General features: G+C 70.8%; 17 protein-coding genes. 11 read left to right on the top strand and 6 right to left on the bottom strand.

From position 1 onward, the window contains the following. The first annotated feature begins 141 nt into the window (after positions 1–141). On the top strand, positions 142–561 hold the full coding sequence (locus ACLQ28_RS30040; RefSeq protein WP_425689629.1) for a protein-tyrosine phosphatase family protein: 420 nt from the start codon (positions 142–144) through the stop codon (positions 559–561). Positions 562–580: 19 nt separating this feature from the next. On the opposite strand, the gene ACLQ28_RS30035 is transcribed toward ACLQ28_RS30040, so the two are convergent. Further along, positions 581–2,875, bottom strand: a complete 2,295-nt coding sequence (locus ACLQ28_RS30035; protein WP_425689628.1) for an excinuclease ABC subunit UvrA — start codon at positions 2,873–2,875, stop codon at positions 581–583. Between the two features lie 158 nt (positions 2,876–3,033). Here ACLQ28_RS30035 and ACLQ28_RS30030 point away from each other — a divergent pair, with 158 nt between their 5' ends. The 3 genes from ACLQ28_RS30030 to ACLQ28_RS30020 all read left to right on the top strand — a co-directional run bounded on the left by ACLQ28_RS30030 (position 3,034) and on the right by ACLQ28_RS30020 (position 5,949). Further along, positions 3,034–3,771: a MerR family transcriptional regulator gene (locus ACLQ28_RS30030; RefSeq protein ID WP_425689627.1), complete on the top strand. Its 738-nt coding sequence runs from the start codon at positions 3,034–3,036 to the stop codon at positions 3,769–3,771. Positions 3,772–3,824: 53 nt separating this feature from the next. Continuing rightward, on the top strand, positions 3,825–5,033 hold the full coding sequence (locus ACLQ28_RS30025; protein ID WP_425689626.1) for a D-alanyl-D-alanine carboxypeptidase family protein: 1,209 nt from the start codon (positions 3,825–3,827) through the stop codon (positions 5,031–5,033). 226 nt (positions 5,034–5,259) lie between these two features. Continuing rightward, positions 5,260–5,949 (top strand): peptidylprolyl isomerase, encoded by a 690-nt coding sequence (locus tag ACLQ28_RS30020; protein ID WP_425689634.1) that lies wholly within the window; start codon positions 5,260–5,262, stop codon positions 5,947–5,949. Between the two features lie 138 nt (positions 5,950–6,087). Here the strand turns inward: ACLQ28_RS30020 and ACLQ28_RS30015 are convergent, their stop codons facing one another. Then, entirely contained in the window at positions 6,088–7,122 is a 1,035-nt protein-coding gene (locus tag ACLQ28_RS30015; RefSeq protein ID WP_425689625.1) for a LacI family DNA-binding transcriptional regulator, read from the bottom strand. A gap of 184 nt (positions 7,123–7,306) precedes the next feature. Between ACLQ28_RS30015 and ACLQ28_RS30010 the strand changes: the two genes are divergently transcribed. From ACLQ28_RS30010 to ACLQ28_RS30000, 3 genes are all read left to right on the top strand, one after another. Next, a complete protein-coding gene (locus tag ACLQ28_RS30010) occupies positions 7,307–8,275 on the top strand; it encodes an acetylxylan esterase (protein ID WP_425689624.1) in 969 nt (322 codons plus the stop codon). A 67-nt stretch (positions 8,276–8,342) separates the two neighbouring features. Further along, a complete protein-coding gene (locus ACLQ28_RS30005) occupies positions 8,343–9,209 on the top strand; it encodes a M15 family metallopeptidase (RefSeq protein ID WP_425689623.1) in 867 nt (288 codons plus the stop codon). A gap of 50 nt (positions 9,210–9,259) precedes the next feature. Continuing rightward, positions 9,260–9,766 (top strand): DinB family protein, encoded by a 507-nt coding sequence (locus ACLQ28_RS30000; RefSeq protein ID WP_363722358.1) that lies wholly within the window; start codon positions 9,260–9,262, stop codon positions 9,764–9,766. A 40-nt stretch (positions 9,767–9,806) separates the two neighbouring features. Here ACLQ28_RS30000 and ACLQ28_RS29995 read toward each other — a convergent pair whose 3' ends face one another. Next, the gene (locus ACLQ28_RS29995; protein ID WP_425689622.1) at positions 9,807–10,994 is read right to left on the bottom strand and encodes a spore photoproduct lyase family protein; all 1,188 of its coding nucleotides are present in this window, start codon (positions 10,992–10,994) and stop codon (positions 9,807–9,809) included. Positions 10,995–11,151: 157 nt separating this feature from the next. On the opposite strand from ACLQ28_RS29995, the gene ACLQ28_RS29990 reads away from it, so the two are divergent. Next, entirely contained in the window at positions 11,152–12,468 is a 1,317-nt protein-coding gene (locus ACLQ28_RS29990) for an RICIN domain-containing protein (protein WP_425689621.1), read from the top strand. Between the two features lie 23 nt (positions 12,469–12,491). After that, positions 12,492–12,770: a hypothetical protein gene (locus ACLQ28_RS29985; protein WP_425689620.1), complete on the top strand. Its 279-nt coding sequence runs from the start codon at positions 12,492–12,494 to the stop codon at positions 12,768–12,770. 111 nt (positions 12,771–12,881) lie between these two features. On the opposite strand, the gene ACLQ28_RS29980 is transcribed toward ACLQ28_RS29985, so the two are convergent. Continuing rightward, positions 12,882–14,297 (bottom strand): sensor histidine kinase, encoded by a 1,416-nt coding sequence (locus ACLQ28_RS29980; RefSeq protein ID WP_425689633.1) that lies wholly within the window; start codon positions 14,295–14,297, stop codon positions 12,882–12,884. A gap of 20 nt (positions 14,298–14,317) precedes the next feature. Further along, positions 14,318–15,058: a response regulator transcription factor gene (locus tag ACLQ28_RS29975; protein WP_425689619.1), complete on the bottom strand. Its 741-nt coding sequence runs from the start codon at positions 15,056–15,058 to the stop codon at positions 14,318–14,320. Positions 15,059–15,388: 330 nt separating this feature from the next. Here ACLQ28_RS29975 and ACLQ28_RS29970 point away from each other — a divergent pair, with 330 nt between their 5' ends. Further along, complete coding sequence (locus ACLQ28_RS29970) at positions 15,389–17,596, top strand: MMPL family transporter (RefSeq protein WP_425689618.1); 2,208 nt, start codon at positions 15,389–15,391, stop codon at positions 17,594–17,596. Between the two features lie 109 nt (positions 17,597–17,705). Then, positions 17,706–18,308 (top strand): hypothetical protein, encoded by a 603-nt coding sequence (locus ACLQ28_RS29965; RefSeq protein ID WP_425689617.1) that lies wholly within the window; start codon positions 17,706–17,708, stop codon positions 18,306–18,308. Between the two features lie 37 nt (positions 18,309–18,345). On the opposite strand, the gene ACLQ28_RS29960 is transcribed toward ACLQ28_RS29965, so the two are convergent. Then, positions 18,346–19,755: a glycosyltransferase family 39 protein gene (locus ACLQ28_RS29960; RefSeq protein WP_425689616.1), complete on the bottom strand. Its 1,410-nt coding sequence runs from the start codon at positions 19,753–19,755 to the stop codon at positions 18,346–18,348. Between the last annotated feature and the right edge of the window lie 201 nt (positions 19,756–19,956).

Here is a 19,956-nt window from a genome sequence, read left to right as displayed (position 1 = left end):
GCGGAATACCGTTCGGCTGGAGCCGCGTCGCGCCACTCGCCGAGAGGCGACCTGCACACCGACACCAGCGCCGCCCCTGACCAACCGGCCGGGGGCGGCGCTGTCTGTGTCCGCCCGTCGGGCTGGCGGCACAATGCTGGGATGACTGATGCTCAGCCCTGGTCCGAGCAGCTGGGCGTACTCGTACTCCCCAGTGGGGCGACGGTGCGCGGACGCCGCATCGGCGCGGCTGCCGCACGAGCCGACTTCGCCCTGCTGTTGGCGCCCGGCCCGGAGCCGACCTGGCCGTATCGGCGGATCCGGTGGCCCGACTTCTGGGTACCGGTCGATCGGGCGGATGCCCTCGATGCCCTGCGGGCGGCGCTGCGGCGGGCGCAGGACGGTGAGCGCGTCGAGGTGGCCTGTCGGGGTGGGGTGGGGCGTACCGGAACGGCGTTGGCCGCGTTGGCGATCCTCGACGGCCTGCCGGCCGAGCGGGCGGTGTCGTGGGTCCGGGCGGGCTATCACCCGAAGGCGGTGGAGACCCCCTGGCAGCGACGTTGGCTGCGCCGCGTCTCCTGACAGCCGCCGTCGGGTGCTGTTATCCCTGGGCGATCTGCGCCGGCTCGTTGACGTACTCCCGTAGGTGGTGGGCGGTGAGGGTGTCGCCGTGGGCGACCAAGTCGGCGGGGGTGCCGGTGAAGACGACCTGGCCGCCGTCGTGCCCGGCGCCCGGGCCGAGGTCGATGATCCAGTCCGCGTGGGCCATGACCGCCTGGTGGTGCTCGATGACGATCACCGTGTTTCCGCTGTCGACCATCCGGTCGAGCAGAGCCAACAGTTGGTCCACGTCGGCCAGGTGCAGGCCCGTGGTTGGCTCGTCCAGCACGTACGTGGTGGTCTTCTCCGCCAGGCGGATGGCCAGCTTGAGTCGTTGCCGTTCCCCATCCGACAGGGTGGTCAGCGGCTGGCCGAGGCTGAGGTAGCCCAGCCCGACGTCGACCAGCCGACCGAGGATGAGGTGCGCGGGCCCGGTGGGGAAGAAACCGTGCGCTTCGGCGACCGACATGGCCAGCACTTCGCTGATGTTCTTGCCGCGCAGCGTGTACGTGAGCACCTCGTCGGTGAACCGCCGCCCCTCACACCGTTCGCAGACGCTGGCGACGCCGGCCATCATCGCCAGGTCCGTGTAGATCAGCCCGATCCCCTTGCAGGTGGGGCAGGCGCCCTCGGAGTTGGCGCTGAACAGCGCTGCCTTGACACCGTTGGCCTTGGCGAAGGCGGTACGGATCGGGTCGAGCAGCCCGCTGTAGGTTGCCGGGTTGCTACGTCGTGACCCACGAATCGCGGACTGGTCGACGATCACGACTCCGGAACGGCGGCGCAGCGACCCGTGGATCAGTGAGCTCTTACCGGAGCCGGCCACGCCGGTGACGACGGTGAGCACCCCGAGCGGGAGGTCCACGTCCACGTCGCGCAGGTTGTGCAGGTCGGCTTGGCGGATGGCGAGTTGCCCGGTCGGTGGGCGTACGTGGTCGCGCAGGGTCACCCGGTGGTCCAGGTGTCGGCCGGTGAGCGTGTCGGAGCGGCGCAGGCTGGGCACATCGCCGGTGAAGCAGATCCGGCCGCCGTCGCCGCCGGCACCGGGGCCGAGGTCGACCACGTGGTCGGCGATCGCGATGGTCTCCGGTTTGTGCTCGACGACCAGCACGGTGTTGCCCTTGTCGCGCAGCCGCAGCAGCAGGTCGTTCATCCGGGCGATGTCGTGCGGGTGCAGGCCGACGGTGGGTTCGTCGAAGACGTACGTGACGTCGGAGAGGCTGGAGCCGAGGTGTCGGACCATTTTCACCCGTTGCGCCTCACCGCCGGACAGGGTTGCCGACTCACGGTCCAGGCTGAGGTAGCCCAGCCCGATCTCGATGAGCGACTCCAGCAGGTCCCGCAGGTTGGCGATCAGCGGTGCCACCGCCGGGTCGTCGACGCCCCGGACGAACGCGGCCAGGTCGCTGATCTGCATGGCCGAGCAGTCGGCGATGTTGTGCCCGGCGATCCGCGACGACAGGGCCGCCGCGTTGAGTCGGGTGCCGCCGCAGTCGCCGCAGCTGGTGAAGGTGACCGCCCGGTCGACGAAGGCGCGGATGTGCGGTTGCATCGACTCGCGGTCCTTGGCGAGGAACAACCTCTTGACCTTGACCGCCAAGCCCTCGTACGTCCAGTTGTTGCTGCCCACCTTGATCTTCGTGGACGGTTTGTGGAGGAAGTCCTCCCACTGTTGCGGGGTGAAGTCCTGCAGCTTGACGTCGGGGTCGAACAGGCCGGAGCCGACGATGGTCTGCCAGTACCAGGAGTCGACCGCGAAGTTGGGCACGGTGATGGCGCCGTCGTTGAGGGAACGCTCGACGTCCACCAGCTCGTTGACGTCGAGGTCGGAGACCCGGCCCAGCCCTTCGCAGGTGGGGCACATGCCTTCGGGCAGGTTGAAGCTGAACGCCCCCGACCCGCCCACCGACGGGTCGCCGAGACGGCTGAAGAGGATCCGCAGCATCGCGTACGCGTCGGTGGCGGTGCCGACGGTGGAGCGGGAGTTGGCGCCCATCCGCTCCTGGTCGACGACGATGGCCGCGCTGAGATTGCGCAGCGAGTCGACGTCGGGCCGGTTGAGGTTCGGCATGAACGACTGGAGGAACGCGCTGTAGGTCTCGTTGATCATGCGTTGGGACTCGGCGGCGATGGTGCCGAAGACCAGCGACGACTTGCCCGACCCGGAGACACCGGTGAAGACGGTCAACCGGCGCTTGGGGATGTCGACCGAGACGCTGGCGAGATTGTTCTCCCGCGCTCCGCGTACCTCGATCATGTCGTGGCTGTCGGCGGCGGACCATGCTGGCTGCGACATGCGAACCCTTCACGGAGTCATGGCGGGAGTTCCGTCCCGTCGGGCACTGGCGGGTTCCATTGTCTCATTCATCCCCATGTAGAGACTTTCGGCGAGATTCGAGCGCAAGGTTCTGTAGGACGCCCCGGAAAGTCTCAATTCACGTCGTAAGCAGTACGGTGACTAACGTGGACATCGCCCCGGGGGATCGGCTACGCGCCGTGGATCTGGCGGCCACCGTCGGGATCTCGGTGCAGCAGGTCCGCAACTACGTCGAGCAGGGTGTGCTGCCGCCGGTGGGGCGCTCCGCGAGCGGCTACCGGATCTTCACGACCGAGCACGCACGGGCGCTGACCGTGGCGCGGCGGCTGGCCGAGGGACACGGCTGGAGCCGTACCCGGGAGATCATGGCGGCGGTGCACAGGGGTGACCTGCCGGCGGCCCTCGCGGCGCTCGACGGCGGCCACGCCGAGCTGGACCGGGAACGCGCAGAGATCCGTCGGGTGCTCGGCGCCTTCGAGACCGTGCTGGCCAGCCCACCGCAGGCCCGACCGGCACCCCGTCACGGCGCCCGCATCGGCGAGGTCGCCGCACTGGTCGGGGTCCGGACCTCGCAACTGCGGCTGTGGGAGGAGCGCGCACTGCTGCGCCCGGGCCGCACGCCGGGCACCAACTACCGGGTGTACGACGAGACGGAGCTACGCGCCGCGCAGGTCATCGCGTTGCTACGCCGAGGCGCGTACCCGTTCGAGATCATTGCGGCGGTGCTGGGCGAACTGCGCAGCACCGGCAGCGCGCAGCGGGTCCGTGCCGAGCTGGCCCGCCGCGAGCAGGAGCTGCATGGCCGCAGCCTGCGTCGGCTGCGGGGGAGCGCCGCGCTGCACGACTACCTGCGCGCTCGCGGCGGCGCCCGTTGACCGACCGGGGTATCCCGTCCCGCCGTGCGATCTTGTTGACTAGGGTCGGGCACATGAGAGCTGCGCTGCTGGCCGCCACGGCGTCCGTCATCCTGCTCGCTCCCGCGCCGGTCGCCGCCGCGGGAGCGCCTGCCGGGCCGACCGTCCGATGCCCCCGGGTGCCGGCGCCGGCGATGTCCCGTCCGCCCCGGCCCACGCCCCCGCCCGCCGTGCCCGAGCAGCGGGTGGTCGGCGGCGCGGCGCTGGACACGGCCGGGCTGGTCGTGCCGGCCGACGCCGCCGCGCCACCGGGGATCACGGCCACGTCGTGGCTGGTCGCCGACCTGGACAGCGGCCAGGTGCTCGGCGGCTGCGGCCCACACGAGTACGGCACCCCGGCCAGCGTGCAGAAACTACTGCTCGCCGCCACGATGCTGCCCCGACTGGACCCGAAGCAGACGGTCACCGTCACCGCGGACGACATGAACATCGAGCCCGGCTCGTCCGCCGTCGGCCTGGTCGAGGGCGGCCGCTACACCATCGAGACCATCTGGCTCGGGCTGCTGCTCAACTCCGGCAACGAGGCGGCCAACGCGCTGGCCCGCCTCGGCGGCGGCGGGAACGCGTCTGGCGGCGTCGCGGCCATGAACGAGCAGGCGCACCGGCTCGGCGCGCTCCAGACGCACGCGGTCACGCCGTCGGGGCTGGACGGCAAGGGTCAGTTCACCAGCGCCTACGACCTGGCGTTGATCGCCCGGGCCTGCTTCGCCGAGCCGACCTTCCGCCGGTACGCGCTGACGAAGCAGGCGGCGATTCCCGCCCAGCCGGCGCAGCGCACCAAGGGTTTCCAGATCCAGAACGAAAACCAGCTCATCTTCAAGTACCCGGGTGCGCTCGGTGGCAAGACCGGCTTCACCGACCTGGCCCGGCACACCTACGTGGGTGCCGCCGAACGCGGCGGGCGACGGTTGGTGGTGACCCTGTTGGGTGCCGAACCGGCACCGAAGCGCGGCTGGGAGCAGGGCGCGGCCCTGCTGGACTGGGGCTTCACGCTGCCCCGGGACGCCTCCGTCGGTCGGTTGGTCGAACCGGGTGAGCTGACCGCCACGCCGTCGGCGGCGCCGTCCGCGCTGGCGGTGCCCGGTGGCCCTCGGCCAGCGGCGGCCAGCGGGCCAGCGCGTACCGGCTCGGGGTGGCTGTGGTGGGTGACCGCGGTGAGTGGCGCGGGGGTGCTGGCGCTGTTGGGCGGGCTGCTGTGGCGGCGTCGCCGTCGGCTGGCCTGACGGATCGACATCGGGCGCTGACGTCCATAGACTCCGATCTTTCTGGCACCACGAGTCCAGGAGGATCCCAGTGTCGAGTGAACTCGAACCGCGCCCCGGTGTGGCGACACCCCGCCCGCCGGTGCGCGCCCTGACCCGCCTCGCGGGGGTGACCGTGCTCGCCGCAGCACTGGTCGTCGGCGCGTCCACCACCGCGCTCGCCGCCCCCGGCCCGTCGGTCGACGCGGTGACGGCGTCCGCCACGACGGCCACCACCGTCGACACCGCCACCCGGCCGCCGCGCACCACCCACGGCCCCTGCGCGTACACGGAGACGCCAGACGAGCCCGCGGCCCGGCCGGTGCCGCTGCCGCCCGACCCGCGACGCACCCCGGCCCGGGGCAGCGTCCGGGTGACCCTGTCGACCAACCACGGGCCGATCGGGTTGACCCTGGACCGGGCCGCCGCGCCCTGCACCGTGCAGAGCTTCCTGCACCTGGTTGGCAAGCGTTTCTACGACCGCACCTCGTGCCATCGGCTCACCACGTACCCCACGCTGAGCGTGCTGCAGTGCGGTGACCCGTCCGGCACCGGCGAGGGTGGCCCGGGGTACCGGTACCGCGACGAACTGCCGACCGACCTGCCGCCGGCACCCACCGATCCCACCGGGGAGCGTCGGGTGTACGCGCGGGGCGTGCTGGCCATGGCCAACGCCGGGCCGGACACCAACGGCAGCCAGTTCTTCCTGGTCTACGCGAACTCGGCGCTGCGCCCCAACTACACGATCTTCGGCGAGATCGATGGGGCCGGTCTCGCCACGCTGGACCGGATCGTGGCCGGGGGAGTGGCACCGACCGCCGAGGACCCGGCACCGGTCGACGGCGCGCCCGCGCTGCCTGTCGACATTCGCAAGGCCGTCCGCGCACACCACCACTGAGAGCATGGCGCGGTGGGCGACGCTCGGTCGCTCACCGCGCCAGCGGGTTCGGTAGCGCCCAGCGGGCACGCCGGGCACCTGGAATTTTCGGAAGCGGATCGGAACTGGTCCGACCGGTTACCGACCCAGTTCCGACCGTCACGACGGGCTAGACGAGCCGGTCGGCGGTGCGGTGCTGTCGCGTACGACCATTTCCGTGGCGAGCTCGACCCGCGGCGAGTCGATGCCCTCACCCTGGGCCAGGCGCAGCACGGTCCGTGCCGCCAACCGTCCCATCTCGACCAACGGTTGGCGCACAGTGGTCAGCGGTGGTGAAGCCCAGCGAGCCTCGGGCAGGTCATCGAAGCCGACAACGCTCACGTCGTCGGGCACCCGTAGGCCCCGGCGCCGGATGGCCTCGTAGACGCCGAAGGCCATCTGGTCACTGGCGGCGAAGATGCCGGTCGGCGGATCGGCCAGGTCGAGCAGCGCGGTCCCGCCGGCGAACCCGGAGGCGTGGTAGAAATCGCCTGGGTAGACAAGCTTGTCGTCCACCGGCACACCGGCGCTCTCCAACCCGGCCCGGTAACCGTCGAGCCGCGCACGGCTGCACAGCAGGTGCGTCGGCCCGGCCACGAGGCCGATGCGCCGGTGCCCGATCGCGAGCAGGTGTTCGGTCGCGGCGAGCCCGCCAGCCCAGTTGGTGGCGCCGATCGTCGGCACGTCCATGGCCGGCACGCCGGCCGGGTCGACGACCACCACCGGCACGTTGAGGCGGCGTAGTTGCGCGTGCAGCGGCGGGCTCAGGTGCGACGTCACGAAGATGACGCCGTCGGTGGCCCGGGTGCGCAGATTCTGCAACCACTGCCGGGCAGCGGTCGGCTGCCGGTGGATCGCGGAGACCACCGTGCCGACGCCCGCGCCGTGCCCGACATCCTCCACGCCCCGGATGATCTCCACGGCCCAGGGGCTGTCCAGGTCGTTGAAGACCAGGTCGACGAGGCCGGCGCGGCGCACGCTGCGGCTGGTGCGACGCCGGTAGCCGTGGTGACGCAGCAGCTCCTCGACTCGCTCCCGGGTGTCCGGGGCCACATCGGAGCGACCGTTGAGCACCCGGGAAACGGTCGGCACCGACACCCCGGCCTCCCGTGCGATCGCGGTGATGGTCACCCTGCGTCCGTCGTCCGCGCCCACCCGCGTCTCCTTCACCGAGCCGGAAGAACGACCGAAAAACGTCGTCCACCGTGTGTCCCGAAACGGCGTGCCCGTTCCACGCGTCATCTTGCCCCACCGATGCGGGTTGACGACATGCCAGGTCGGTTCTAGCGTTCGCCAAGTTACGGAAATCTTCCGGAAATTCAGTGGACCGAGGGCGGCCATGTACACCGATCTACCTGAGGAACAGTTGCGTGGCTACCGTGGGGTGGTCCGGGCCCCTGCGGACTTCGACGACTTCTGGGCCGGCACCCTGGCCGAGGCCCGGGAGGCTGGCTGGCCGGTGCGGGCCGAGCCGGTCGAAACCGGGCTGGCAAGTATCGACGTACTCGACGTGACGTTCGCGGGTTTCGCAGGCCAGCCCGTGCGAGCCTGGCTGCGGGTGCCTCGCGGCGCCGACACGGCGCTGCCGACCGTGGTCCAGTTCGCCGGCTACGGCGGCGGGCGTGGGCACCCGTTGGAGAACCTGCTCTGGGTGTCGGCCGGGTTCGCGCACCTGCAGATGGACACCCGGGGGCAGGGCTCGGGATGGAGCCGGGGGGACACCCCGGACCTCGGCGCAGCCGGCCCGGAGGCGCCCGGGGTGACCACCCGGGGCATCGCCGACCCGAAAACCTACTACTACCGGCGACTGATCACCGACGCGGTCCGGGCGGTGGACGCCGTCCGGACCCTCCCGGTGGTCGACCCGACCCGGGTGGCGGTGCTCGGGCACAGTCAGGGCGGCGGGCTGGCGCTCGCCGCCGGCACGTTGGCACCCGGGGTGCGGGCGGTGGTCGCATTCGTGCCGTTCCTCTGCGACATCCCGCACGCGGTGGTGACCACCGCCGCCCGCCCCTACCGGGAGATCCGCGACTACCTGGCGATCCACCGCAACGCCGAGGAACAGGTGCTGACCACCCTGGCGTACGTCGACGGGGTCAACTTCGCCCGACGCTGCCGCCGCCCGGCGCGGTACTCGGTCGCGTTGATGGACGACATCGTGCCCCCGTCGACGGTCTACGCGGCGGTCAACGCCCACGCCGGGCCGACCGAGTTGGCGGTGTGGCGGTACAACGGCCACGAGGCCGGCGGGATCGACGACGACGAGGCCGCGCTGGTCTTCCTGCGCGAACACCTGACCGCAGGATGATCCGGCACGGGGTGCCGGCGGGGCTGATCCGGCACCCCGTGCCGGGCGGGGCTGATAGACAGGACTTGTGCGCTACCGCATCGCCGTCGTGCTCGCGCTCGCCGCGCTGCTCGGCGGCTGCTCACGGCCGGAGCCCCGCCCCGCGCCGGCCGCGCCGCAGTCGACGCCGGTGAGCCCCACTCCCCGGCCAACCCCCGTCCCCAGTCCCACCTCCACCTCGTCCGTCCCCGCCGCGGACCGGTTGCCGAGGTTCGTGGTGCTGACCGACTTCGACCCGCGCATCCACGCCGACATCCGGTACGCCACCGCGCACAACTTCGTCGGCCGCCCGATCACCGCGTATCCGGAGCCGCTGTGCCTGCTCACCCGACAGGCGGCCGAGGCGCTGCGCCGGGTGCAGGACGCCGCGCTGGCCGGTGGGCACAGCCTCAAGGTGTACGACTGCTACCGCCCGCAGCCGGCGGTGGACGACTTCGTCGCCTGGGCCAAGCGCCCCGGCGAGCAGGAGACGAAGGCCGAGTTCTATCCGGACGTGGCCAAGGACCGGCTCTTCGCCGAGGGTTACATCGGGGCACCCACGGCGCACAGCCGGGGCAGCACCATGGACCTGACCCTGGTCGACGAGCCCGCCGCCAGCCAACCCCCGTACCGGCCCGGGCAGCCGCTGGTCGCCTGCACCGCGCCACGGGGGCAACGGTTCGAAGACAACAGCATCGACATGGGTACGGGCTTCGACTGTTTCGACGCCCGCGCGCACACCGCCGACCCGCGCATCACCGGTACGGCACGAGACAACCGTCGGTTGTTGCAGCGGCTGATGACCGACGCCGGGTTCGTCAACTACGAACTCGAGTGGTGGCACTACAGCCTCCGCGACGAGCCGTACCCGGACACGTTCTTCACCGCGCCGGTCGCCCGCTCCTCGGTCGGCTGACGCGTGCCCCGGCACCGCCGCCGCCGGTGCCATCCGGCATGATCACTTCAATGACTACCGAACGGATCGGCCCTCCGGTCACCGGCGACGAGCGGGAGACGCTGCGCGCCTTCCTCGACTTCCATCGCGCGACGCTGGCCCTCAAGTGCGAGGGTCTCTCCGACGAGGAGCTGCGCCGGCAGTCCATGCCGCCCTCCACGCTGTCCCTGCTTGGCCTGGTGCGGCACATGGCGGAGGTGGAACGTGCCTGGTTCCGGCGGGTCATTTCCGGCGAGGACATTCCGTTGGTCTGGTCGGAGACCGGCGACTTCCAGCAGGCGTACGACGCCAGGTCGGCCACCCGCGCCGAGGCCTTCGACGCCTGGGAGCGCGAGGTCGAGCACGCCCGCCGAATCGAGCGGGCGGCGGCGTCGCTGGACGTGACGGGCCACAACGTCCGCTCCGGCGAGACCGTGTCGCTGCGGCTGGTGATGCTGCACCTGATCCACGAGTACGCCCGGCACAACGGCCACGCCGACTTCCTACGCGAGGGCGTCGACGGCACCGTCGGCGTCTGAGTCGCCATCCGCTGGCCGTCGGTCAGGTGCCCGGCGTCGGTCAGGTCCAGTAGAGGATCCGGCAGGCCGGTACGCGTGCCGCGAGCTCGGCGTGGAACCACTCGCGTAGCTCGGCCATGGTGTCGCGCGGGTAGACGTACTTCACCGCGCCGAACTTGCCGTGTTTGCGACTGCGGGACTCCTCGTCCATCTCCAGGCGGGTCCGGGGGTACCAGCCGAGCAGCACCTCCTTGCTGCCCGGGGTGAACCGGTGGGTGATGAGCTCGGCGGTCAGGTCCAGACCCGGCACCCCGTCGACCGCCGCGCGGACCTGGTCGAGCAACTCGCCATAGCGCTCCCGCCAGTCGGGCAGCGCGATGATCGGCGCGATGGTCAGCCCGACCGGGTAGCCGTCGAGGGCGAGCCGGCGCAGCGCGGCCAGCCGGTCCGGCACCCGGGCGGTGCCGCCCTCGAACCGCTCGCTGACCGGGGCGCAGTTGACGCTGAACCGGACCCGGGTCCGACCGGCGTGCGGCAGGCCGACGAACGTCGCCACGTCGGCGTACTTGGTGGTCCAGCGCAACTGCACAGGTGCGTCCCAGTCGGCGAAGTGTTCCACCGCCCGTCGCCAGCTGCCGGTCAGATGCTCCAACGCCAGCGGGTCGGTGTAGCAGGACGCCTCGAACGTGGTGCCCTCGTCGGCACGCCGGGCGTTGCGGCTGGTCACCGTGCCACGCCCGGCGTACTCGGCCAGCCCGCCCAGGATGTCCTCCAGGTCCGCGTACACCCGCGTCACCGGCGGGCCGGACAGCGATCCGGCGAGGTAGCAGTACTGGCAGTGTGCCGGGCAGCCCTCGGCCAGGTCGACCCGCCAGTCGGCGCTGGGCGCGATGGGTTGCAGGGCGCGTCGCGAGGGTGGGCTCACCACGATCGCCATGGTCGCCTTGGCCCGGGCGTACGTCTCCCGGTCGGTCTGCCCGCGTACGCCGGTCAGTCGGTTGGAGCGCAGGTGTTCCACCTCGATGCCCTGTGCCTGCACCAGTGTGACGATCCGCTGGCCGTGCGGGTGCTCGAGCGCGGCCGGGGTGGCGACCACCCGGCCCGGGGTCCAGCGGCGTGCGGACCTGGCCGGCGGCGCGAGGCTGGCCAGGTCGCGAGTCGGCACCCGCTCTCCGCTCGCGTCGTGTGGCGCGGCGGGCACGTCCACTGCGAGCGGCTGGTCGACGTTCACCACATCCGGGCTGGTCACCGGCGCGGAGTACCCGTTGTCGCAGGAATCCCACGGATCGGCTGGCCGACGATTGACGCCACCCGACGCAAGGCATAACCTTTCATCTATCTGTAAACCTTGTGAACAAATGGCTCCGGTCGACGCGGCGGCGCGTCCCCAGCGAAGGGACGATCAGGTGATCGCAGAACTCTCCTCCCGTACCAGAAGGATCCTGTCGTTGTTCGTCGCCCTGATCGTCGCGCTGAGCGCCGGCCTCGCGGTCAACGCCTCGCGGCAGGCGCAGGCCGCGCCGACGTTCAAGGTCCTGGCCTTCTACAACGGCACCTGGGACGCCGCGCACATCGACTTCGTCAAGGACGCCCGGGCCTGGTTCCCGCAGGCGGCAGCCCAGTACGGCTTCTCCTGGGAGGCCACCACCAACTGGGGCCTGCTGAACACCGCCAACCTGGCCCAGTACAAGGTCATCATGTTCCTGGACGACGCGCCGCCCAGCGGGCAGCGGGCCGCGTTCCAGCAGTACATGCAGAACGGCGGGGCGTGGCTGGGCTTCCACGTCAGCGCGTGGACCGACAACCCGTCGAGCTGGAGCTGGTACTACAACACCTTCCTCGGCACCGGCGCGTTCCAGACGAACACCTGGGGACCCACCCGGGTCACGATGCGCGCCGACAACCGCACCCACGCCGCCACCCGGAACCTCCCGGCGACGTTCCCCTCGTCGATCAGCGAGTGGTACTCCTGGAGCAACGACCTGCGGCAGAACCCGAACATCGACATCCTCGCCTCGGTCGACCCGTCCAGCTTCCCGGTCGGCACCGACCCCAACCAGTCCTGGTACGGCGGCTACTACCCGCTGGTGTGGAGCAACCGGCAATACAAGATGCTCTACGCCAACTTCGGCCACAACGCGATGAACTACAGCACCAACACCGGGCTGTCGTCGACCTTCGACAGCGCGCAGCAGAACCAGCTCCTGATCGACGGGCTGCACTGGCTCGCCGGGGTCGGCACCAGCCCCACCCCGACGCCCACGCCGACCCCCACGGCCGGCCCGATCTCGCCGACCGCCTGGCACACCGTGGTCAACCGGGGCAGCGGCAAGTGCGTGGACGCGCGGGCCGCCGCCAGCGCGAACGGCACCGCCATCCAGCAGTACGCCTGCAACAGCAGCGCCGCGCAGCAGTATCAGTTCGTTCCGACCAGCGGTGGCTACCTGCGGGTCAACAACCGCAACAACAGTGCCCAGGTGCTCGACGTGACAAATGTGTCGACCGCGAACTCGGCGCCGATCCAGCTCTGGTCCTACAGTGGCGGCAACAACCAGCAGTGGCGGGCCGAATCGGAGGGCGGCGGCTACTACCGCCTGGTCAACCGCCTCAGCGGCAAGTGTCTCGACGTGCCGGGAGCGTCCACGGCAGACAGCGTCCAGCTCGTCCAATACACCTGCAACGGCACTGCGGCGCAGTCGTTCCGGCTGGTACCCCAGGCGTAGACCCGCCCCGGTAACCTCCCGCCATGGCGAGTCCCGACCGCGTGCCGATCGCGTACGAGCCTGACTACCGCACCCGCTTCATCGGGCGGTACGACAAGGGCCGGTTCTTCGGCTCCGTCACCGCGACACTTGAGGACGGTGCCGGAGCCGGCGACGACTGGTACCGCCACAAGCGGTGGTACGCGGTGCTGCACCGGTTCGACGCCGACGGCGTGCACACCGACTCGGATACCTGGTTCGCCGGCACCAGCGAAGACGAGCAGGCCTCCATCGACCGGGCGGAGGCCCGGCTCGTCGAATGACTCGACGCGCTGCACGTTAGACGAGCTGAGCCCACCAAAAGGGACCGTGCAACCCAGCCGCTCTGGTGGTCGTCGGCACCGGCTTCGGTGGGTACGACGTGATCGGTCGAGTTAGGCCTGCTCGTCTTGCGGGATGCGTACGGTGAAGGTGGTGCCCTCACCCGGCACCGAGCTCACCTCGGCCGTGCCACCGTGCGCCTCGGCGATCGCCGCGACGATGGCAAGGCCGATGCCGGAGCCCTCCCGCTGCCGGCTGCGCGAGGTCGCGCTGCGGTAGAAGCGTTCGAAGACCCGTCGGCTGTCCTCCTCGGTCAGGCCCGGGCCGTCGTCGGCCACCTCGATCACCGCGGCGCCGTTCGAGGTGGAAACCCGGACCTCGGCGGCGGTCCCCGGCGGAGTGTGCCGGCGTACGTTGGACAACAGGTTGGCCAGCAACTGCCGCAGGCGCAACTCGTCGCCGGAGACCACGAGCGAAACCGGCGCCTGCACGCTCAGCGGGCGGCCGGGCGCGATGGCCCGGGCATCCGCCGCTGCTTCGTTGGCCAGATGAGTCAAATCCACCTGGTCCCGGTCCAGCGGGCGGCCCTCGTCCAGCTTCACCAGCACCAACAGTTCGTTGACCAGTTGGCCCATCCGGGTCGCCTCGGACTCGATGCGTCGCATCGCGACCTCGAGGTCGGCCGGCCGAGCGCCGGCGCCGTGCCGGAACAGCTCGGCATACCCGCGGATGGTCGCCACCGGGGTATTGAGCTCGTGCGACGCGTCGGCGACGAACCGGCGCAGCCGCTCCTCCGAGGTCTGCCTTTCCTTGAAGGCGGTCTGGATCTGCACCAGCATCGCGTTGAGCGCCGCGCTGAGCCGCCCGATCTCGGTATTCGGCCGGGCCGGGCGCACCCTGCGGTCCAGGTGCCCGGCGCCGATGTCCGCGGCCACCTCGGCGATCCGGTCCAGCGGGCGGGTGCCCAGGCCGATCAGCCACCAGGCGATCAGCAGCATGGCGGCCAGGATGACCGCCGTGGCGGCCGCCTGGGTACGGATGAGCTGGCGGTTCGCCACGTCGTAGTCGGTAAGCGGGAGACCGACCTGCAGGATCGTCCGACTGTCGGGCAGCCAGCCGGATCGCACCCGCCACTGATTCGGCTGCTGATCTGTCAGCGTGACGGTCGCGTACACCGCGCCGTCCGGTTTGCTCGTGCTGGGATCCTTCGGCTGTAGCCGGATCGCGGACGCCTGCCCGCCCGGATTCTGCAGGTCCAGCAACAGGGTGCCGTCCGGGGACACGATCCGCAGAAGCACGAACGGCTGGCCGCCCGGGCTGGCCAGCCGGCCGCTGCCGACGCCGGACGGGCCCAGCCCGGTGCCGTTGTTCACCTGCGCCACGACCGCCGTGCTCAGCTGATCGAGCTGGGTGTCGGTGCGGGTGATCAGGAAGTACCGCAGCGCGGCCAAGGTGGCGAGCGCGGCCACGCTCATCCCGGCCGCCAGTAGCACCGCGACCAGGACGATGAGCCGGCCCCGCAGGCTCATCCCGCTCACTCGGCTCCCGCTCACTCGGCCGGCAGGCGCAGCGTGTAGCCGACCCGGGGGATGGTCTGGATCAGCGGCGGATCGAACTGGTCGATCTTGCGGCGCAGATAGCTGATGTACGTCGAGACCACGCCGTGGTTGCCGCCGAAGTCGTACTCCCACACCTGGTCGACTATTTGCTGCTTGGACAGCACTCGGCCGGCGTTCTCTACCAGATAGCGCAGCAGGTTGAACTCGGTGGGGCTCAGGTCGATTACCACGTTCTGCCGGCGCACCACGTGCGCCTCCTGGTCGATCACCAGGTCGGCGTAGCGCAACCCGCCGGTCTCCTCCGGCGGCGGCGCGGGCGCGGCCAGCTGCGACCGGCGCAGGATCGCCCGGGCCCGCGCGACCAGCTCGTCCAGGCTGAACGGCTTGGTCAGGTAGTCGTCGCCGCCGACGCTCAGCCCTTCGATCTTGTCGGCGACCGTCCGCCGCGCGGTCAGGAAGATCACCGGGGCGAGGACGCCGTTCTCCCGTAGCCGCCGGCACAGGTCGATGCCGGAGCCGTCAGGCAGCAGCACGTCCAGGATGATCAGATCGGGCCGCTCGCGCGTCACGGTGGCCTCCGCCTCTGCGCAGTCCCCGGCCGTGGTCGAGGCGAAACCCGCGTAGCGCAGCGCGGAAGCGATCAGGTCCGCCAGGAAGAGTTCGTCATCGACGACCAGGACCCGTGGTGAGGGGTCAGTGGTCGCGGAGCTGTCGGCCGTCCGATCCGGCATTACCACAACTCGCCCCCTGAACGATTCAACGCTCGCAGCACCTGCGCGACCCATTCTGCCCGTGCCGTGCGTCTCCGAGACCCAGCGCCGTTGTGAGTTCGCTGGGAAAACCTTGTGAAACCACTAAGGACGACGTACGGGTGTCCCCGGTTCGTCGACGGTGGATGGCGTGTACCCGAATCGCCGGCTGATCCGCTGTCCGGGCCGCATCCGAACTCACACAGAACCTGAAAGGTCATCACACGGCCGCCTCAACTCCGCGTGATCGGCTGAATCGCGCACCGGCAGACGATGTGGTGTCCGGCCGAGGGGTTGGAAAGGACGAGACCGATGTACCAAACGTTGGCACGAGGTGTGGTCCGCCACCCATGGTGGACGATCAGCGCCTGGCTGGTCGTCGTGGCCATCGTAGGGTTTTTCGGACCGGGTCTGTCCGCCAGCGGTGATCAGGCCGACTTCCTACCCTCCCACTACGAGTCCGTCCAGGCTGGCAAGGTGCAGGAGGCGGCCTTCGCGGAGAGCGGAGGCGGCAGCGCCGCGACGTTCGTGGTGCTGCGCCGCGACGGCGCCGCGCTGACCAGCGCCGATCAGCAACTCGTCGAGCAGGTCGCCGGACAGCTTCGGGACAAGGCGATCCCGCACGTCACCGAGGTGCAGGCCAGCAAGGCGACGGTGTCGGAGAACGGCCTCGTCCAGCTCCTCCAGATCACCGTCGACGGCCCGCAGAGCGATCCCGGCACCGAGGAGGCCGGCCGGGCGCTGCGGGCCGCCGCGGGGCCGTTGTTCGAGAACACCGATCTGTTAGCGGGCATGACCGGCGACGTCGGCATTGTGATCGACGCGCAGGACGCCTTCGCCTCGGCCGAGCAGGTCATCGCCCTGGCGACGGTCGTCCTGATCATCGTGCTGCAGCTGCTGATCTTCCGGAGCCCGGTTGCCGCACTGCTTCCCATGGTGACCATCGGTGTCCTGGTCTTCGTCTCGTTGAAGCTGATCGGCATCGCCCAGCGGATCTTCGACCTGACCGCGGAGCAGTCGGTCACGGTCTGGGTGACCGTCGTGCTGTTCGGCGTCGGCACCGACTACATCCTCTTCCTGCTCTTCCGATACCGGGAACAGTTGCGCACCGGCGAGGACCCGCGTACAGCGCTGATCCACGCGACCGCCCGGGTGGCCAAGGTGATCACCTCAGCCGGCGCGGCGATCGTGATCGCGTTCAGCACCCTGGCGTTCTCCTCGTTCGGCTCGTTCAAGGCGCAGGGTCCGGCACTGGCCATCGCGGTCGCCGCCACGGTGGTCACCGCGCTCACCCTGATCCCGGCGATCGTCTCGCTGCTCGGGCCGAAGGTGTTCTGGCCGTCCACAAGCTGGCAGCGGCAGCCCCGGGCGCGGGCGTCGGCCAAGCTCAGTGACCTGATCGTGAACCGTGCCGGCGTGCTGGCCGCCGCCGCGGTCGTCGTCCTCGCGCTGCTCTCCCTGGGCGCGCTGCGCTTCCAGGCCAGCTACGACTACAACGCCGGTCTCCCGCAGGACACCGAGTCGGCGATCGCCCTGCGGGACCTGCAGCGCGGCTTCCCGGTAGGCGCCCTCAACCCGACCTCCGTGCTGCTGGTCAGCGACACCGGGCAGCCGCTCGACGAGGCAGGCGTCGACAGCTTCCGGTCGCAGTTGTCCGGCGTCGACGGGGTCGGCCAGGCCGGCCCCGCGTCGTACAGCCCGGACCGCACCATCGCCAAGATCAGCATGCTGCTCGACCACGACTCCGGCAGCCCCGAGGCGGTGGACACAGTCGCCGACACGCTGCGGCCGATCGCGCACAACGCGGCCCCGGCCGGCACCCACGCCCTGGTGGGCGGCCCGACCGCGACCTTCGCCGACATCCGCAGTGCGGTCAACCAGGACTACTCGCTGGTCTTCCCGCTCGCCGCCGGGCTCACCGCGCTCGTTCTGCTCGCCCTGCTGCGCAGCATCGTCGCCGCGGTGCTGCTGATGGTCCTGGTCGGGCTCAGCTATCTGGCCACGCTCGGCGCATCGGTGTTCGTGATGCAGGACGGGCTGGGCAAGGACGGCATCATCTTCAACGTTCCAATCTTCATGTACCTGTTCGTGGTCGCCATCGGCACCGACTACAACATCCTGATGGTGGACCGGCTGCGCGAGGAGACGCGCGCGGGCCGCACCCCCGGCGGGGCCGCGCGCCTGGCCATCCGGCACACCGGCCCGACGGCGGTGGCCGCGGCCGTCATCCTGGCCGGCACGTTCTCCTCGCTCACGCTCGCCGGTGTCGCCCTGCTCGCCGAGATGGGCTTCGCGGTCGCCGCCGGCATCCTGATCTCCGCGCTGCTGGTGTCGTCGCTGCTGGTGCCGACGCTTACGGTGCTGATGGGCCGCGGGTTCTGGTGGCCCGCCCGGCTCACCCCGGCCGGGCGTACGCAGCCGCTGGCCGGCTCTGACCCGGCCGGCTCGCCCGAGCCGGCCGCCGACCGGCCGGGAGAGAAGACCACGCTGGGCTCCGGGGACGCCCGGGACCGCCGATGATCCAGCTCTCGCACCTGACGAAACGGTACGGCGAGGCGACCGTCCCCAGGTGGTGCATTCCCTCGCTGGAGGGAGGTGGTCCGACGCGCCAGTTCCTAGCGTGAACGGCATGAGAACACGTGATCGGCTCGGCGGCGTCACGCCGCCACTCCCGGTGGTCGCCGGAACAGGGGGATCGCGGCTACGTGCGGCGTGGTGGACTGCCCACGCCCCGGTGGCGGGAGTGCCCCGCTGGGCGCGAATTGCTGCTTACGCCATCCCGTTCACCGTGCTGCCGTCGGGGCTCTGGCGTCTACCGGTCGCGTTCCGCGACGGCGTCGGGCTCGACGGGCGGGTGTACCTCGTCTGCCTCTCGATCGTGGCGGAGGTGATCGCGTTCACCGCCGTTGGGCTCGTCGCCGGCTGGGGAGAGCGGGTCCCGCGCTGGATCCCCGGACTGGGGGGCCGCCGGGTGCCGACGCTGGCCGCCCTCATTCCCGCGACGCTCGGCGCGGCCGTCGTGACCGTCCTGTGGACCACCGCCTTCGTCCGGATATCCGCCGGGGTCAACATGGGAGGCGAGCCGCTCCCTGCGGACTTCCCCACCCAGGGCGGTGAGTGGGAGGCCGCGATCTTCTATGTCTGCTATCTTCCGCTGCTGCTGTGGGGACCACTGCTCGCCGCCGTCGCCTACGCCTATCACCGACGACGGCGGGGCAGCTACGACACCTGAGCGGCTCGTCTTTCGCAAAGACGGCAAAGACGGCGAGCTACCGGCTGGTCGTGCGCTCCAGGAGGGTGATGCTCAGCAGTGGGTACTGCCAGCGCTGCACGGGCCGGTAGTCGTCGCTGATCCGTTCCCGCTTGCCGGGCGCCATGTCCCGTAGCGGGTCGGCCGAGGGGTCGGCCCCGACGACCCAGACGCGCGGTGGTGTGCCGAGACAGCTGGCATCGGGGCACTCCGTCGCCAGGAACCTGCCATCGGCGCGCTGCGGGGCGACGCGCAGCACGTCCGGAGGGCGCGGGGCGGGCAGGTAGCGCTCGTAGATGTCCCGTGGCGACCAGGGGATGCTCGGGTGGCTGTCCGGAAACACCACGACGTCGCCGGGTTGGTAGCGAGGGCTGATGACCGCCGCGATGCGGTACGAATCCTGACTGTGACCAGCATGGGCTCGGATGGCGACGTGTGCGGGAACAGCCAGGACGACCGCCAGGCAGAACACGGCGACGGTCGACGATCGTCCGACGCGGGTCAGGGCGGACGCGGCGAGGACGGCCAGCGCCGGCAGCGCGACCAGCACGTAGCGGGCCACCCAGACGTGAAAGTGGGTGCCAGCGAGCAACAGCAGAGCGATCGGAACGTACGCCGCACCGGCCAGGCAGACGTACGCCGGGGCGCGGCGCACACCGAGAACCGCGAGGACGAGGACGAGCCCGCCGACGGCCGCGGAGTGAAAGAGCCGTTCGGGGAACGCCTGCAACGCTGTCAGTCTGACCAGCGCGATCCAGGACACCTGGGCTGTCTGCCCGGAACCCCAGACGGACAGCACGAGCGCCGGCAGCACTCCCACACCGGCCGCCGTCACCCACCGCCGCGCGGTCCGCCAGCCCTCGACACGTCGGGGAAGCTGCCACCAGCCGACCGCGACGGCGTGACCCGCGAGCATGAGCAGACCGTTGAGCGGATGCAGCAGCCCGACGAATCCGACGGCGGCGGCGTACTCGGCGAGTCGACGGTGCGAGGGCTCCTCCAACAGCCTGACGAGGCACAACACCGCGACAGCCGCACCGAGGATGACCAGGGCGTAGCACCGGGCTTCCTGCGCGTACCGGGACGTCACCGGCAGGATCGCGAAGATCGACCCCGCCAGCAGACCCATCCTGGCGCCACCGAGCCGCCGCCCGAGCGCGGTCACCACCACCGTGGCGACGGTGCAGGCGGCGACCGACGGCAGCCGCAACGCGGCCGTGGACGTGCCGGCCACGGCGGCGTACGCCTTCATCAGGGCGTAGTAGGGGGTCAGGACCGCGTCCACCGAGCCGGCGAGTTGCCACAGCTGCGACCAGCTCAACCGGACCGCACCCCAGGTGGCCAACTCGTCGGCCCAGAGCGCCGGACCGGTCAACCGCCACAGGCCCAGCACCAGCGCGACAAGCGCGGGGAACGCCCAAACCGCCACCGCCCAACCAGACCGGTACGACCGGGTGTCGGTCGTCTCCCGATCCGCGTCCGCCCGAGGGAGGGCCGGTGGGGTGGCGACGGTGCCGGCGCGGTGCAGCGGCCAGGTGGCGGTGATGGTGGTTCTCCCTGAACAGGGGCGGAAAAGTGCCCGCGCGACTCTAGCCGTGTCAGGTGAGCGCACGACGTCGCACAGCCGGAC

Source organism: Micromonospora sp. DT201 (assembly GCF_049841575.1).
Lineage (GTDB): Bacteria > Actinomycetota > Actinomycetes > Mycobacteriales > Micromonosporaceae > Micromonospora.
The sequence above is the reverse complement of the archived record's forward strand: the minus strand, read 5'-3'. Positions and strand labels throughout refer to the sequence as shown.

Coding starts and splice junctions, on each gene's coding strand:
- ACLQ28_RS30040 (WP_425689629.1), top strand. CDS start 142: ATGACTGATGCTCAGCCCTGGTCCGAGCAGCTGGGCGTACTCGTACTC.
- ACLQ28_RS30035 (WP_425689628.1), bottom strand. CDS start 2,875: ATGTCGCAGCCAGCATGGTCCGCCGCCGACAGCCACGACATGATCGAG.
- ACLQ28_RS30025 (WP_425689626.1), top strand. CDS start 3,825: ATGAGAGCTGCGCTGCTGGCCGCCACGGCGTCCGTCATCCTGCTCGCT.
- ACLQ28_RS30010 (WP_425689624.1), top strand. CDS start 7,307: ATGTACACCGATCTACCTGAGGAACAGTTGCGTGGCTACCGTGGGGTG.
- ACLQ28_RS30000 (WP_363722358.1), top strand. CDS start 9,260: ATGACTACCGAACGGATCGGCCCTCCGGTCACCGGCGACGAGCGGGAG.
- ACLQ28_RS29985 (WP_425689620.1), top strand. CDS start 12,492: ATGGCGAGTCCCGACCGCGTGCCGATCGCGTACGAGCCTGACTACCGC.
- ACLQ28_RS29980 (WP_425689633.1), bottom strand. CDS start 14,297: ATGAGCCTGCGGGGCCGGCTCATCGTCCTGGTCGCGGTGCTACTGGCG.
- ACLQ28_RS29975 (WP_425689619.1), bottom strand. CDS start 15,058: ATGCCGGATCGGACGGCCGACAGCTCCGCGACCACTGACCCCTCACCA.
- ACLQ28_RS29970 (WP_425689618.1), top strand. CDS start 15,389: ATGTACCAAACGTTGGCACGAGGTGTGGTCCGCCACCCATGGTGGACG.
- ACLQ28_RS29965 (WP_425689617.1), top strand. CDS start 17,706: ATGAGAACACGTGATCGGCTCGGCGGCGTCACGCCGCCACTCCCGGTG.